Origin of the sequence: Clostridium sp. Marseille-Q5894 (assembly GCF_946902305.1) — a bacterium.
Lineage (GTDB): Bacteria > Bacillota_I > Bacilli_A > Erysipelotrichales > Coprobacillaceae > Thomasclavelia.
The window spans coordinates 209763-225363 of sequence record NZ_CAMPPT010000002.1 but is presented as its reverse complement, the minus strand read 5'-3'; the positions used below and the strand labels follow the sequence as shown (position 1 = coordinate 225363).

Genomic DNA, 15601 nt, shown 5'->3' with positions numbered 1-15601 from the left:
TTCAAAAAGTATACCATTACATTATTATCCAAAAGAAATTGAAATCTTGCTAAACGCTTTTGATCAAGTATAACAGCGCCTCCTATTCTTTGAATCAATTTCACAGGTATATCATCGATCACATTTTTTTCGTGATATTTGTTCTACTTATCCATAATTAATTTCTAATACTAATTCATGCCAATTCGTGGTATATTCATGCTTGAAATATTGTAAAAAGGAATATATTCAGTAATCCCCCAATGTTCACTACTAAAGAATCCCACTCCTGACTTACCAAATCCTATTTCTACTAACTAACGGTGTTCCTAAAAATATTATATAAAAATAAAACCAAGAATTTTTCATCAATTCTTGGCATTTATATTTTCTTTACTAATAATTGAAAATCATTTTTCATTTTATTATTTCTATTTATCCTAAAAAAATATACTTCTTCGTCATTTCTATCACTGATGAAGGGTGATAAGGTTATCTAGTTGTAATAAATAACTTCCGATTTTATCCTGTTCTTCTTCTGATGGCATTAAAAAACTGTATGCATTTAATTCATCTCTGTTTATTTTAGGCATACCTGAACGCTTTGAAACTGAAACAGAATATTTGAAGAAATCACTTGTCTGTAATAATGCGAATAAGAATTTTTGTTTTAATCCATTCTTACCATTAAAAACGTAAGCATCTGCACTTGTAAGCCCATTAACAGTAGCATAGAAGTATTTTCCAAGCTGTGGGTTTATCTTTCCATAAACAACATCATCTGGTCTAAATCGAAATTTTCCACTTATTAACTGCTCTTCTTTTACAGTCTTCACATTGTCTAATATTCTTCCTGTAAATGGCTCTATATTCCCCGGTGCAATATGTGGCATATTATCATATTCACCATTTATTGGATTTACCATCTCCGTTGAAATATCAACAACATCAATCCACTTACGCTGTTCCCAAACTTAACACAATTTTTTTAAATAAAAGTAAAATTTATTAATGATTTTGATTATTATTTTAGTAATTTCATAAATTCTTCTAATTCTTTCTTAGACTCTAACGATGTTCCTTCTAACTGATCTAACAATCCAAATAATTCGTTAGATGTCATCTCAATTTCTCGTCTTACATTATTTAATTCTTTCATTACTTCTGGTAAAGGTGTAACTTCTTCCTCTTCAAATGTATCTACATATCGTGGAATATTTAAATTATAATCATTTTTTACTATTTCTTCATGAGTAGCAACATGAGCATATTTATCTACATCCACCCTATTTTTATATGTATCAATTATTTTCTCTATATTTTCAGAATTTAATTTATTTTGATTTTTATCTTTTACAAATTCTTTAGAAGCATCAATAAATAAAATATCCTTTGTTTCTCCTCTTGATTCTCTACCTTTAAAAACTAAAATACATGTAGGTATACTTGTTCCATAAAACAAATTAGCAGGCATTCCTATAACAGCATCTAATAAGTTTTCATCCACAATATTTTTTCGTATTTTACCTTCTGTACTGCCTCTAAATAAAACCCCATGAGGCAAAACAATAGCCATTGTACCTGTTTTGTCTAAGTGATATAGTCCATGTAGAACAAATGCATAATCTGCTTTGGAGGCTGGTGCAACTCCAAAGTTTGAAAATCTCGGATCCTTTTCTCTATTAATACTTTTTATATCCCATTTTTGAGAATATGGAGGATTTGCAACAACAGCATCAAATTTTAAAGGTGTTTGAATTCCATCTTTTTCATCAAATGGCCAATCACTATCAAGAGTATCTGCCCTTCTTAGTTCCATATTACGATAATTAACATGATGCATCATAAGATTCATACGTGCTAAGTTATATGTAGTTGTATTTAATTCTTGGCCATAAAACTTTACACTACCTTTTTTATTATGATAAGGTAACTCTTTTTGTACTGTTAATAATAATGACCCAGAACCCATTGTGGGGTCATATACTCTAAACTGTTCATTTGATTCCTTGACATTATACGAAACTAATTTAGCTAATACTTGACTTACCTCATGGGGTGTATAAAATTCTCCTCCTTTTTTGCCTGCGTTAGCGGCAAATTGTCCAATTAAATATTCATAAACATCTCCCAAAACATCGTGTCCAGAATCATCTTTAAAATTAAAATCATTAATCATTAACACAATATCATTTAATGCTTTAGCACGTTCGTTTGTACTACTTCCTAATCGTGTATCTCCTAAATTTACATCAGAGAATACATTAGCAAAATCATTTTCGGCAACGGGATTACGTTTAGCATTAATGTTAAACGAATCAAACATATCTTGAAAATCACTTGCTTTAATCTTATGGTCATTAATTTTTGCTACAATTGACTCCCATCTATATTTTGGAATAATAGCATACCCTAACCCTTTACTAATTTCCTCGAGATATTCATCTAGTTCTTCTTCATCTGAAATATCATAATATTCTTCCATATAATTATCTTTTAAATAATCATCTTGATTTTTAGAAAGATATCTATAGAACATAAATGGTAATATGTAATTCTTATACTCACTTGCATCCATTGTTCCACGTAGTTTATTAGCCATAGACCATAATTTTGCAGTTATTTCGGTTGTATTACTCATTTTTTATAACTCTCCTTTATACAAACATTCTCTTTAAACACGTTTTCTTCAAATTCTTCAAGATTTCTAACTCACGCTGATGAAGGGTGATAAGGTTATCGAGGTTATTAAAATATGTACCAATTTCTTTTTGTTCTTCGTATGTAGGAACATCAATAATTAACTCTTTTACAATGCTTCCAGATAGGTTCCCTTGACCTCCCTGAAGATATGTGCCAATGATATTATCTTTACTCTTTCTAAGCCATTGCATTAAGAATTGACTATCATAATTCTGATGTGGTTGAATTGATAAAATAGCCTGATTTATCGCTCCTTTTAGCTTAGAAATACTTACTTCTCCACTTGTTGCACCATAAAGTGCATATAAAATATCTCCCTTCTCAACCATCTTCGCAGATGAGCTATTTAATCCTTCATTAGATATAAAAAGTTCTGTTTTGTCACTACTTATTTCACCAGAACGAATAAACGGAATATTGCCATCGTAATACTCTTTCTTTCCTGCTGTTGGAGTCCCTCCAGAGTATGATTCAGTGATATCACCTAACTTACGCTGTTCCCAAGCATCAGTAAATCCAGCAAATCTAATTTCTGGGACACAGCATCCATCATGAGGAAACATTTTTTTCAACATTGTCTTTTTTAATTCTTTTAACTGATCACACTCACGCTGATGAAGGGTGATAAGGTTATCGAGGTTATTAAAATATGTACCAATTTCTTTTTGTTCTTCGTATGTAGGAACATCAATAATTAACTCTTTTACAATGCTTCCAGATAGGTTCCCTTGACCTCCCTGAAGATATGTGCCAATGATATTATCTTTACTCTTTCTAAGCCATTGCATTAAGAATTGACTATCATAATTCTGATGTGGTTGAATTGATAAAATAGCCTGATTTATCGCTCCTTTTAGCTTAGAAATACTTACTTCTCCACTTGTTGCACCATAAAGTGCATATAAAATATCTCCCTTCTCAACCATCTTCGCAGATGAGCTATTTAATCCTTCATTAGATATAAAAAGTTCTGTTTTGTCACTACTTATTTCACCAGAACGAATAAACGGAATATTGCCATCGTAATACTCTTTCTTTCCTGCTGTTGGAGTCCCTCCAGAGTATGATTCAGTGATATCACCTAACTTACGCTGTTCCCAAGTATCAGTAAAACCTTTGAACCTTATGTCTGGTTTTCTTTTATTCTCATTCATTTCAATCCTCCTCATCATTAATCAATCTTTTTAATTTCATCTGCAAGGACATAAACTGCCTTTCTAAATTCTTTACGATATTTAATCCATGATAAAGTCTTTACTTCATCTGCTGCTATTTCTTTATAGTCATCTTTTGATTTTATCATAATATCTGTTATTTCATTTTGATTATCTAAATCGTCCTTACCATAATGATGCTTATTAATTAATACCACTAATTCATTTGGTCTAATAGTATTATCTAATCCCCATTTTCGCACAAAATCAGTTACTAGCTTTAAGTTTGATTCTTTTTGTGATGAATCCATAGCCTTATTCATTAACTCCACATTTCTAGGAGCTGGATATTGATTAAATACAAACTCTTTATTGTATATACGATTAACAAAGTTTTGTATTTTTATTTTTTCTTTTTCATTATCTGATTTAGCTAATTCATTATGTATTTCATCTTTTGTTTGATTTGCTTTTTCCATTTCATTTTCATGAATTTCATCTGCCATTTGAGCAATAAGTTCTGTTAAATAATCATAGTTAATTGTCACATCATGAATATGCACCATTTCTAGATTTACTTGAGAAATATCTATGTTATCACGTCTTGCTCGATTAGCTTTGATTTCATCTGAAATAACTGTTGTAAGAATTACTTCTTGATCTTCTGTAAGACCTATTTTTTCGTAAAATCCTGAAGGATCGTCATAAGCTGAGATTGCATTGCCTTCTTCATCCTCAGTATATTGTTTTAATTGACTTAGTAAATGATTATATTTTTTTAAATTTTCAAATACTTCATCTTGTTTCGTTTCGCTTTGTGGAACTCTGACGAAATCCTCAGTGAGTTCAGCTAAAAGACTAACAACTTGTTTCAGTTCATGAAGAACTTCAGAAAACGGTCTAGAAATAATACCAGCTTTCTTGTTATCTCCTTCCATTCCTGGTAAATCCAATTCTTGTTGCTCATTAGCTGATTCCCTATTGGAATAAAGATAAAACGCTTTATTCATCTCGTATTCATTTTGAACTGGCCATCTATAATTGATTACATTTCCCCATGGTTTATCTACCAAATTATGCATTCTATTTGTTCGTGAGTAAGCTTGTATTAAATTCCCACCCTTTAAAGTTCTATCTACATACAATGTATTTAATTCAGGTGCATCAAATCCAGTAAGTAACTGATCAATAACAATAACCAAGTCTAGATATTTCCTATCATCTGCTGTCTTATTCAATCTTCTCGCTAAATCTTCTGTATATTGTTTTACTGATGTCATATCAAATGTTGTTCCAAACATTCTATTGTATTCCTTTATTGCTCTATGTAGATTATTATTGGTTTGTAATTGATTATTGCCATTTGATGTATCTGTTGAAAAACTAATAGCAACCTTTAGTCTTTCATCTTCTGATTTTGTTTCATTTACTCTTTGAAATTCATCAAAATATTCCATTGCTCTTGGTGTAGAAACTTTATTACCGCCCACATGTACAGTTAGTATAGCATTGTATTTTCTATTGTTTGAACGACTCTTCCAGTTATCAAATATATCTTTAACAACTAATTCTACATGTTCACTGCTTGTATCATAAATGCTGCCTTTAATATTATCATCTATGTCATCTTCTGTTGGATTTTCTGGTGCTTTGATTGTTTCTTTAAACTCAACATTAAATCCTAACACATTTTTATCCGCTATTGCTTCTTTTATCGTATATGCATGTAATAAATCACCAAAGATTTCTCTAGTTTCAGGAAATCTAGGAGTTCCTGTATAACCAATCCAGGCTGAATTTGGGATAGCTTTTCTTATTGATTCCAGCATACCTTGGTCTTCACTTCCATCTCCTGTAGATCTATGTGCCTCATCAACAATAAAGAGAATATTATCTTTTAAAGGCTTAAAATTCTGTTTTGAAACATAACGTGACATTTTTTGAATGCTCGTTACAATAATATTTTTATCGCTTTTTACAGTTAGTTTTCTATGTAGATCAGAAATATTAGCCGTATCACTTATAACTCCTGTTTTACCCTCAAATCCAGCGACAGGATCATATGCTTTATAAGCATCAGCTGTTTGATTGGTTAAAGCAATTCGATCAACTAAAAATATAACTTTATCCACATTTGGCAGCCTACTAGCAAGCCATGCAGTTTTAAAACTTGTAATTGTTTTACCACTTCCTGTAGTATGCCATATATATCCTAATTTTCCATCATCACAACTAAAATCATGTTTTCTAACCTTGTCAAGCACACGTTTTGTGGCATAAACTTGGTATGGTCTCATTACTTTTATACTTTCTTTATTTTTTGTACCATCTAAAACCATATATCTTGTAGCTAAATCATGTGCCATTGGAATAGATAACACTTTATCAGCAAATGTTTTCCAAGATCTTACAGGTTTTGCATCTTCTTCATTTTGCCAATTAAATGCAAAAGCTTTATTAAAATTTTTTAATGTTGTATTAGCCATATATCTAATATCATATGGTGTCATACCTATTAATATCTGTAATGTTGAAAAAATACCAGAATATTGTTTTTCAGCTATATATTGTTCCATTTGATTTAAAGATTCATTTGTAGAATGCATTGCTTTTTTTAATTCGATTTGAATAATTGGTAAACCATTTATCAACAATGTTATATCAAATCTTCTATTTGGTTTACCATCAACAATTTTTGGTCTTTCAATTTGATTAACAATTTGATATACAGTATTTCCTCCACCTACTTGAGCTTGATCAAATACTGTCAAATACACATGTTGACCATTATCCAAATCTAATTCAATCTCTGAAACTCCGTTAACTCCATATAAAAATTGTCCAGCATGATAAGGAGTATCAATATCTGATATTATTTTTTTGACTTGATTAAATTCTGTAACTGTCAATGGTTCTTTTAAACGAGCTCTATTATTCTGTTCTAAAATTGACTTAAAGTTATCCCATAATTGTTCGGTTGTTTTTATTTTTTCCAAATATTCCCATTGTTTGACACCACCTATATTTGTCAAATAGTCAATAACTTCTCTTTCAAAATCTAATTCTGATTTACTTTTATACTCACTCATCTTGTCTACCTCTCTATTGATTCTTTTCGAATTTAATTAATAAATTTTCCATCATTTCCATATATAATCATCATTTATACTCAAAACAACATTGTCTCTCTAATTTTATCATCTTTTTAAATAGAATAATATTACAGGAATTTAAAAATCCATTTAATTTGTATTATTCTTTTATATTCTACATCTAACAATTGCACTATAACTTCTCACTTACCTGCATCTATAATTATATTATTATTTGACATTCATTTGTAAAATAAAGTAAATATAAAAATATTATATTAATATAAGTAATAATCATAAAAGTCAAGACTTATATTATTTATCAATCCGATATATAATTTATATCTATGAGGTGAATATTTAAAAATGGAAACAACATTATATTTTAAAGACATTTCTAACAAGGATCATAATAATTATCCAACTAAAGTATATCGTGTTGAATACTCAAAAATGCTAATAGAAGTTTTAGATAAAAACCATATACAAGGTTCAGCACAATACTTTAACAGTATACGTTCTAGAGATGATTTCATAAAAAGTATGAAAGATCATATTTTACGAATTAATTTAGATGAATTAAAAGAAATACAAAATCATTGGAAATCTAATAAAAACACTTAAATAAAATGACTATCACCACGATAGTCATTTTATTTCTTAACTTCAAAATTTTTGCTAATAATACATCACTTTACTATTAATTAACCTTAGTGGTTGATTCATCAATATAATCTAATAAATCATTAATTTGTTGATTGCATAAAACAATGTTTCCTATTTGATTATACAAAATACTAGAAATATGTTTTGGACAGTCTTTATCAAAATATATCATTTGCAAAGTTTCAGCAATAGACTCAAGCTGTTTATTAATACTTGTTTTGATGAGTTCTTTATTTTCATTAATATTCTTTTTATTCATGATACTTTTCCTTTCTATAGTTAGAAAATAGCATAGTAACAGGAAAATGTATCAAAAAAGAACAAATTGTTCATTATTATAATAATTTATATCAAATCTCTTCTTACAAATCTAGCTAACCCAATAATTCTAACTGGTAGCATTTCTACTTCCTTTTGACTGAAAAACCTTGTTTCATAATTAGGATTTGCAGCTTCTAATATTAAATAATCATTTTTATAGTATACTCTTTTAATAGTGACTTCTTCCCCTATCATAACAATCCCTATCTTTCCAGATGGCACAGAAGACGTTTGTTGAACATAAACAAGATCACCTTCATAAATATTATCATTTATCATAGAGTCACCAATAACACGTAAAAAGTAGTCACCTAATCGTGCATCTTTAACACCCACTTCAATATAACTTTCAATATTTTGGTCAGCCCATAAATCATAACCTGCCTTGACATTACCAATAATTGGTTTAAATGTCGTATCCTCATTCATCATAGCTTCTACATCAATTCCTAAACTTTTAGACACTTTTTCTAAAGTCCCTTTTTTTGGTTTTTCACTTTCACCACTTAGCCAACGAAAATATGTAGATCTTGCTATTCCTATTAAGTCTATCATATCATCATGAGATAAATTATGTTCTACTTCATATTGTATTAATATCTGTCTTAACTTCATTTTCATCACCTATTTTAAATATAAAACAAAGTCCCAAATCTAACAAGTATTTTCGTCTTTTATAATCATAAAGTCCCAAATCCATATTGAAGTCACTGATAAAAGAAATATAATTAAAAGTCACAAGGAGCTGATTTTTAATGAATAAAATTTACTTATGTATCGATTTAAAATCTTTTTATGCAAGTGTAGAATGTGTTGAAAGAGGACTTGATCCTTTTCAAATTAATTTGGTTGTTGCTGATCCTACTCGTGGTGGAGGAGCAATCACTTTAGCTGCATCTCCAGCTATTAAACAACTAGGTATACCTAGCAGAGGTCGTATATACGAAATACCTAAGGATATACAGTACATTATAGCACCACCAAGAATGAAACTTTACATGCAATATTCGGCTAAAATATATAAAATCTTTTTAAAATATATTTCTAGTGAAGATATTCATGTCTATTCTATTGATGAATCATTTATTGATATAACTTCATATTTAAAATTATACAATATGACAGCAAAAGAACTTGCTAAAACCATCTTAGATGATATCTATAATGAGACTGGCATTACCGCAACTGTAGGAATTGGTACAAATCTGTTTCTTACAAAAGTTGCATTAGATATTACCGCAAAACATACACCAGATAATATGGGATATCTTGATGAAGATTTATTTAAACAGTTGATATGGCATCACAAGCCAATTACTGATATATGGATGATTGGTCCAGGAACCGCAAGAAGATTAGCTCAATTTGGCATTGACGATCTATATGGTGTAGCACATTTCCCTGAACAAAAACTTTATAAAATGTTTGGTGTGAATGCTGAATACTTAATTGATCATTCCTGGGGTAGAGAACCTACTGAAATTAAAGACATCAAAGCATATAAGCCATCTTCTAATTCAATTTCCAATTCACAAATCTTATTTGAAGATTATAACTATAAAGATGCCTTTCTGGTGATGAAAGAAATGGTAGAAAGTAATGTATTATCTTTAACAGAAAAACACCTTGTAACTAATCATATAGCTTTATATATCGGCTATTCAAAAAATATAATCAAACCATCGAGAGGTAGCTGTAAAATCACAAACACAACAAATTCATATAAAATTTTATTGCAAGAATTTATTAATCTATATAAACGTATTATTAATCCTGACTATCCTATTAGACAAATAGCTATTTCTTTCGGTAATGTTGTTAATGAATGTTATGAACAATTAGATCTATTTGCTGATTATGAAGATATAGAAAAAGAAAAACATGTACAAGAAGCACTAGTTTCTATAAAAAATAAATATGGGAAAAATGCTGTTCTCAAAGGAATGAATTTGTGTGATAAAGCAACACAAAGAAAACGTAATGGATTGGTAGGTGGTCATAATGCCTAGAACAAGAGCACAACGAGCACAAATATTTCAGTCATTTGATGCACTCAAAGGATTTAGAGAAATATTAAAGGAACAAGAGCGAATCGTTGTTCCTAAAAAAATACTATCCGAAGATGACTTAACAGAACTTGACTACAAAATACATCAAGTCAAGGTAGGCATGATTATTCAAATTATATACTATGACAAAGGTCATTATATAAAATTTGAAGGTGTTGTATCTAAAATCAATTTAGATACCAAAATAATACAAATCGTTAAAACAAAAATACATTTAACGACCATAATAAATATTTCTTTTCCATAAATAAATCAACATAAAAATCAACGTAAGCGTCAAATTATGTTCATATCAACATAATTTGTCTTATGTTTAGAAAATAATTATGTTAAGAAACTATAGAGAAGTCCTCTTTTTTATAAGGTCTTCTCATTTTTTTTACTTCATTTTCTTAACATAATATATTTATAAAATATATGTACAACACATATTATCTCAAGGAAGGCATCAAAATTTAGGAAGTGGAGCCATTGCAGATGCAACATTAGATAGAGTAATAGCTAATTCATATCTCATCCATATTAAAGGATCATAATCAATGGGAATAAGAGAAACTGAATAAAAACAGATAGCATAAAGCAGGAAGATTGTTAGAAAGGCAAACTTCCTTTTTTAGGAGAATATAATGTCGTCAAAATAATTAACATGATGCCGTCACTTAGATTGTGACACAGTCGTCATCTGATTAATATAGTGCGTGCAGTGGACTGAAATATTCAATCAATAGAATAGTATTAAATTTAAAAGTCAAATATCCAGATAAATTTAAGGGAAAGTATCATCCGCATTCATTTCGCCACGCCAAGGCGACTCATTTATATAATAATGGAGTACCATTATTATCAATAAAAGAGTTTCTGGGGCATTCATCAGTAACTACAACAGAAATTTATGCAACACCTGACAATATTAAAATTGGAGAACAAATTATGAGTGGAAATAAAGAATTGGGAATTGATTCGGTATATACGAAAACGAAAAAAAGATTTGAAAGAATGGTTAAATAATTATGTTAAGAAAATGAAGTAAAAAAATGAGAAGTCCTTATAAAAAACGAGGACTTCTCTATAGTTTCTTAACATAATTATTTTCTAAACATAAGTCAAATTATGTTGATATAAACATAATTTGGCGCTTACAGTGGAAGAAACCGTTGTGTATATATAAGAACTTACAAAAGTTAAATAAGAAATTGCCATACCACTTTAGTGATGAGCAAATCTATTCAGTAGCAAGTACTAGATTAGGTTGGCATAAACGAGCAAATGGCAATGTAGTTAATTTTCTATTGAATGCCGATATACTAGCCATAAGAAAAGGAGAAAGACCTGGATTGGTCAATCCCCTTAAATATTATCTAGGATAGTTGTATTAACATATAGATGTAGCGCCGTATACGAGACCCGTACGTACGATGCAAAGAGAGGGGTGAAAATAGTCTTATTTTCCCTCTACTCTATTTGTCGAAAAAATCAATTCATGCAATTAAGTAGTGAACCCATAAAGTTGGACTAAAAGTTACAAGACTTGAAGGAGTAAGCATAAGTGCAATAAGGGACTGCAAAAAGGCAATCATTTGATCAGCTGAGAAATAAACTAAGGTACAATATTCAAGATTTGTAGATTGGAAAAGAGATTAATAACTCAATATAATTTGAATATAAAGGAAAGGAAGAATTAAAAATGAAAAAAGAAATAATGACAATCAGAGAATTTGCTCAAGAAACAGGTATGAAGGAATGTAGTGTAAAAAGATTTGGTGTAAAGACACTAGTAATGTTAATATAAAAACAACCTAAACATTAGAGAGTGTAAAATTAACTGTGTAAGTCAGGAGCGCGCGGCCTGACAAACACAGTTTTTATTATATCTATGATATAATTAGGAGGAAAGAAGGATATGGATATGGCTAGAATTAAACGTGACCCTAAGAAAGTCGCACTTGCGCAAGCCATTCTTGAAGCTTACAACCCTGAATCGGTTGAAGACATGAATGACGCTCTCAAAGATTTATTTGGACCTTTATTTGAATCAATGCTACAAGGTGAAATGAATAATCATCTTGGATATGAATCTAATTATAAGGGTGCTAAAAAAACAAAAAACAGAAGAAACGGTTATACAAAGAAAACTCTTAAAACATCCCAAGGTGAAATTGAAATAGAATCACCTAGAGATAGAGATGGATCATTTGAGCCAATACTGGTTCCTAAAAGAAAAAAAGATGTATCAGCTATTGAAGGAAAAGTACTGGCGATGTATGCAAGAGGAATGTCTCAAAGAGACATCTATCACGACACCATTCTTAATACAACAAACTTTTTAGAGTGAATACAATTTAACATATATAATAAGAAAAGTTTTGTAAGTGAATAGGATTTAAAGGCACAAAAATAAGAGCCTTTCGGCTCCTATTATCTTTACCCTATAAATTGTAATTTGTTGCCCTCTTTATAATTTTGATATCCAATTATTTTATCATCAAATGTTAGAAATGTTTTATCTTTGATATTTTTCTTTTTGTCTTATAACATAATTACTAATATTTTTATCATAATCTGGATATAAATAATTTAAACATTGTGCCACTTCTTTTGATACCATTCTAAAAATTCCCATACATAATTCTAAAGATTTCCACATTTCTGTATATGACCCCATATTATATGTAGCAAGAATTTTCTTCCATAATTCAGGTGAAATATATCGTTCTAAAAATTTATAGTTTTTTCCTAGACTAAAACTATAACCTTGCTCTATTCCAACCTTCCATGAAATCATTCGCAGTAATTCCATACGCACAATATTATTTAAATGGTCGATTGCAAATAAAATTTCCTTTCGACATAATCCTTTCACTACATATGTTACAGTATTCCAAAATTCATTACAGCAATCATCAAAAGAACGTGCTGTCGGATGTTCTATATAATAATCTTCATCTGTAGGTACTGGTATATTAGTAACACGATTATCCTTATCTAATAATAATTTTACTAATTTATCCCAAGTAAAATATTCATCTAAAACTTCTAATGGCAATAATGTCAAATCTATTTTAACTCCGTCCCAAAATAACATAAGATATGAATACCCTTTTTCTTCTTTTGGAAACAATTCCATATCCTCGGGTTTTTGCATAATAAGTCTCTCTCCAAAAACATTAAGCCACTCATCACTATTAATAAAACTCTGCATGTCTGTGACAAAAAAAGTAATATCATAATCTTGAAAATCATCTGGTATAATATTAATATTTGTTCTTGAACCTTCTAAAGTAACCACCCTAATTCTATCATCTGCTTTAGCAAAATTAAGTATAGTATCATATATTTGTTTCTCTGTTCTCATTTTCATATCAACTCACTTTTAAAATTATTATTACTTATATTATAACAGAAAAAAGTAAATTTTCTATTGCCTTAGATTTACCTTAAACATAAAATTATTCTTTAAATTTAACCTTGTATCTATTTTATATTTTTTCCTTTTTGGATTTCCATCAATCCTATAAATGCTATTATTTTTAATATCATAGCTTACAGACCAAATTGTATTAGCATCCTTTCTCTATCATAATCACATCTAAACAGTACAAAAATCTTTTTGATTTCTAAATACTTATCCATATCATCAACTACTTAACAAATTGTAATTTAGCGAATAGTAACTTAATTTTCTTTTTTATTAAACATATGGCGTACTTTATCTATTCGATTATTTGGTCTGCGTGATTGAATAACTGGTTCACAAGTAGCAATTTGATAATCTTTTAATTCTGTCAAAAAAACTGCTTGCCCATTTGTATATAGAGTTAAAGTATTACGATATTCATTAATACAACGTGCAGGAATATGTCCTGTAAAAATAACTTCATCATTTTTTGATTGACTTGTTTCAATTATTGCACAATGTTTTTGTGCATCATTATATGCACGAGAAAGGTATCCCTGTGGTGTAAAAAGTATAAACGAAAGATATGGCTCTAATAATTGCGTTCCCGCTTTTTTCAATGTTTGTTCAAGTACAATTGGGGCAAGAAAACGAAAATCCGAGGGAGTACTAACAGGGCTATAATAAACACCATATTCAAAACATATTTTACAATCTGTTACTTCCCAGCCATACAAACCTTGCTCCAGTCCATAATTAATACCTTCTCTTACTGCATTTTGGAAACTTTGATTTAAATAACCGAGTGAAACTTTGCTTTCGTACTGTATTCCACTGCCAATTGGAAGTGGAGTTATTGATAATCCAATTGATGCCCAAAATGGATTTGGTGGTACTTCAATATGAATAGTATAATCTGCCTTTTGTAATGGCTTTTCCAAATAAATTACGGTTGGATCTTCGATTCTTATGTTTATGTGATATTTTTCAATCAACAGAGAACAGATAACTTCTAACTGCACTGTTCCTAAAAAAGAAATGACGATTTCATGTGTTATCGTATCAACATAATAACGTAAAAGAGGATCAGTATCTGCAATTTCTGTAAGAGCATCCAATAATTTTTCTCTCTCTTCTATTTTTATCGGTTCAATTCTTGTTCGTAGTATTGGTACAGTCTTGTCATTCCATACATTGCATGGCAAAATCTTTTCATTTCCTATAATATCGTTCAATCTTAATGTATTGTTAGGTATAATAAAAATATCTCCAGAACAAACTATTTTTGTCTGTATCATTTCCCCATTTGAAGGAATATATATTTCTGTAAGTTTCACTTTCTTTTTCGATGGCAATATAATTGTATCTCGTAAGTGTAATGTTCCACTGTAAAGACGCAAATAAACTAATCTTTGCTTATGGTCTGTATATTCAATTTTAAAAACTCTTCCACATAGTTCTGAATCATTCTCATTCATTTCAGAACAAAAAAGATTTGAAATAGCTTCGATGAGTTGTTGAGTCCCTATATTATTTCTAGCACTTCCATGGTATATAGGAAACAACGAACCTTTTTTAACACACCTAGATTCTTCATACGTTAATTCTTGTATAGTCAATTTTTCTCCTACAATATATTTTTCTAAAAGTTTATCATTTTTGGAAATTACAGGATCCCAATCATCTAAATCAATGATATTTTTAATTGATATTTCTGGAGTTAATGTTACATTTTGCATAACAATAATATCATTTGAAAGTTTTTCTTTGATATTTTGATAAATATTATTTAAGTTAATTCCATACTGATCTATTTTATTTATAAAAATAATTGTTGGTATATTCATTTTTTGAAGTGCATGGAATAGTATTCGGGTTTGTGCTTGTACACCATCTTTAGCAGAAATTACTAAAATAGCTCCATCAAGAACAGATAAGGAACGATACACTTCTGTTATAAAATCTGTATGTCCAGGAGTATCTACAATATTGATTTTGTAGTCATTCCAATTAAAAGAAGTAACTGCTGCCTGAATTGTGATTCCACGCTGACGTTCTAAAAACATAGTATCTGTCCTTGTTGTTCCCTTATCTACACTGCCTAATTCTAAAATCGCTCCACTTGTATAAAGCAGACTTTCCGTTAAAGTTGTCTTTCCTGCATCTACATGAGCAAGAATACCAATGTTGATTATTTTCATGGAATTTCCCTCCCTACAAATT

11 protein-coding genes and 2 pseudogenes are annotated in these 15601 nt (G+C 29.6%); 5 read left to right on the top strand and 8 right to left on the bottom strand.

Annotation, left to right across the window (positions count from 1 at the left end; translation table 11 throughout):
- Positions 1 to 449 precede the first annotated feature (449 nt).
- From OC535_RS03760 to OC535_RS03745, 4 genes and pseudogenes are all read right to left on the bottom strand, one after another.
- Positions 450 to 938, bottom strand: a pseudogene (locus OC535_RS03760) (restriction endonuclease subunit S); the annotation flags it as partial.
- A gap of 65 nt (positions 939 to 1003) precedes the next feature.
- Positions 1004 to 2620, bottom strand: coding sequence for a type I restriction-modification system subunit M (locus OC535_RS03755; RefSeq protein WP_498823200.1), 1617 nt, complete (start codon positions 2618 to 2620; stop codon positions 1004 to 1006).
- Positions 2621 to 2636: 16 nt separating this feature from the next.
- Entirely contained in the window at positions 2637 to 3836 is a 1200-nt protein-coding gene (locus OC535_RS03750) for a restriction endonuclease subunit S (RefSeq protein WP_498823199.1), read from the bottom strand.
- A 17-nt stretch (positions 3837 to 3853) separates the two neighbouring features.
- The gene (locus tag OC535_RS03745; RefSeq protein WP_498823198.1) at positions 3854 to 6925 is read right to left on the bottom strand and encodes a type I restriction endonuclease subunit R; all 3072 of its coding nucleotides are present in this window, start codon (positions 6923 to 6925) and stop codon (positions 3854 to 3856) included.
- A 369-nt stretch (positions 6926 to 7294) separates the two neighbouring features.
- Here OC535_RS03745 and OC535_RS03740 point away from each other — a divergent pair, with 369 nt between their 5' ends.
- On the top strand, positions 7295 to 7552 hold the full coding sequence (locus tag OC535_RS03740; protein ID WP_498823197.1) for a hypothetical protein: 258 nt from the start codon (positions 7295 to 7297) through the stop codon (positions 7550 to 7552).
- 76 nt (positions 7553 to 7628) lie between these two features.
- Here OC535_RS03740 and OC535_RS03735 read toward each other — a convergent pair whose 3' ends face one another.
- A complete protein-coding gene (locus OC535_RS03735) occupies positions 7629 to 7853 on the bottom strand; it encodes a hypothetical protein (protein WP_498823196.1) in 225 nt (74 codons plus the stop codon).
- Positions 7854 to 7939: 86 nt separating this feature from the next.
- Positions 7940 to 8530, bottom strand: coding sequence for a LexA family protein (locus OC535_RS03730; protein ID WP_498823195.1), 591 nt, complete (start codon positions 8528 to 8530; stop codon positions 7940 to 7942).
- A 140-nt stretch (positions 8531 to 8670) separates the two neighbouring features.
- On the opposite strand from OC535_RS03730, the gene OC535_RS03725 reads away from it, so the two are divergent.
- The 4 genes and pseudogenes from OC535_RS03725 to OC535_RS03710 form a co-directional block, all read left to right on the top strand.
- The gene (locus tag OC535_RS03725; protein ID WP_498823194.1) at positions 8671 to 9924 is read left to right on the top strand and encodes a Y-family DNA polymerase; all 1254 of its coding nucleotides are present in this window, start codon (positions 8671 to 8673) and stop codon (positions 9922 to 9924) included.
- Positions 9917 to 10231 carry a YolD-like family protein gene (locus tag OC535_RS03720; RefSeq protein WP_498823193.1) on the top strand — a complete coding sequence of 105 codons (315 nt, stop codon included), beginning with the start codon at positions 9917 to 9919 and terminating at the stop codon, positions 10229 to 10231. Before OC535_RS03725 ends, OC535_RS03720 begins: the two co-directional genes overlap by 8 nt.
- A gap of 461 nt (positions 10232 to 10692) precedes the next feature.
- Positions 10693 to 10992 (top strand): tyrosine-type recombinase/integrase, encoded by a 300-nt coding sequence (locus OC535_RS03715; protein ID WP_498823377.1) that lies wholly within the window; start codon positions 10693 to 10695, stop codon positions 10990 to 10992.
- An 892-nt stretch (positions 10993 to 11884) separates the two neighbouring features.
- A pseudogene (locus tag OC535_RS03710) lies at positions 11885 to 12274 on the top strand (transposase); the annotation flags it as partial.
- 210 nt (positions 12275 to 12484) lie between these two features.
- Here the strand turns inward: OC535_RS03710 and ant(6) are convergent.
- Entirely contained in the window at positions 12485 to 13336 is an 852-nt protein-coding gene (gene ant(6), locus OC535_RS03705) for an aminoglycoside 6-adenylyltransferase (protein WP_024388621.1), read from the bottom strand.
- A 320-nt stretch (positions 13337 to 13656) separates the two neighbouring features.
- Positions 13657 to 15579 carry a tetracycline resistance ribosomal protection protein Tet(44) gene (gene tet(44) / locus OC535_RS03700; RefSeq protein ID WP_198604521.1) on the bottom strand — a complete coding sequence of 641 codons (1923 nt, stop codon included), beginning with the start codon at positions 15577 to 15579 and terminating at the stop codon, positions 13657 to 13659.
- Positions 15580 to 15601 lie beyond the last annotated feature (22 nt).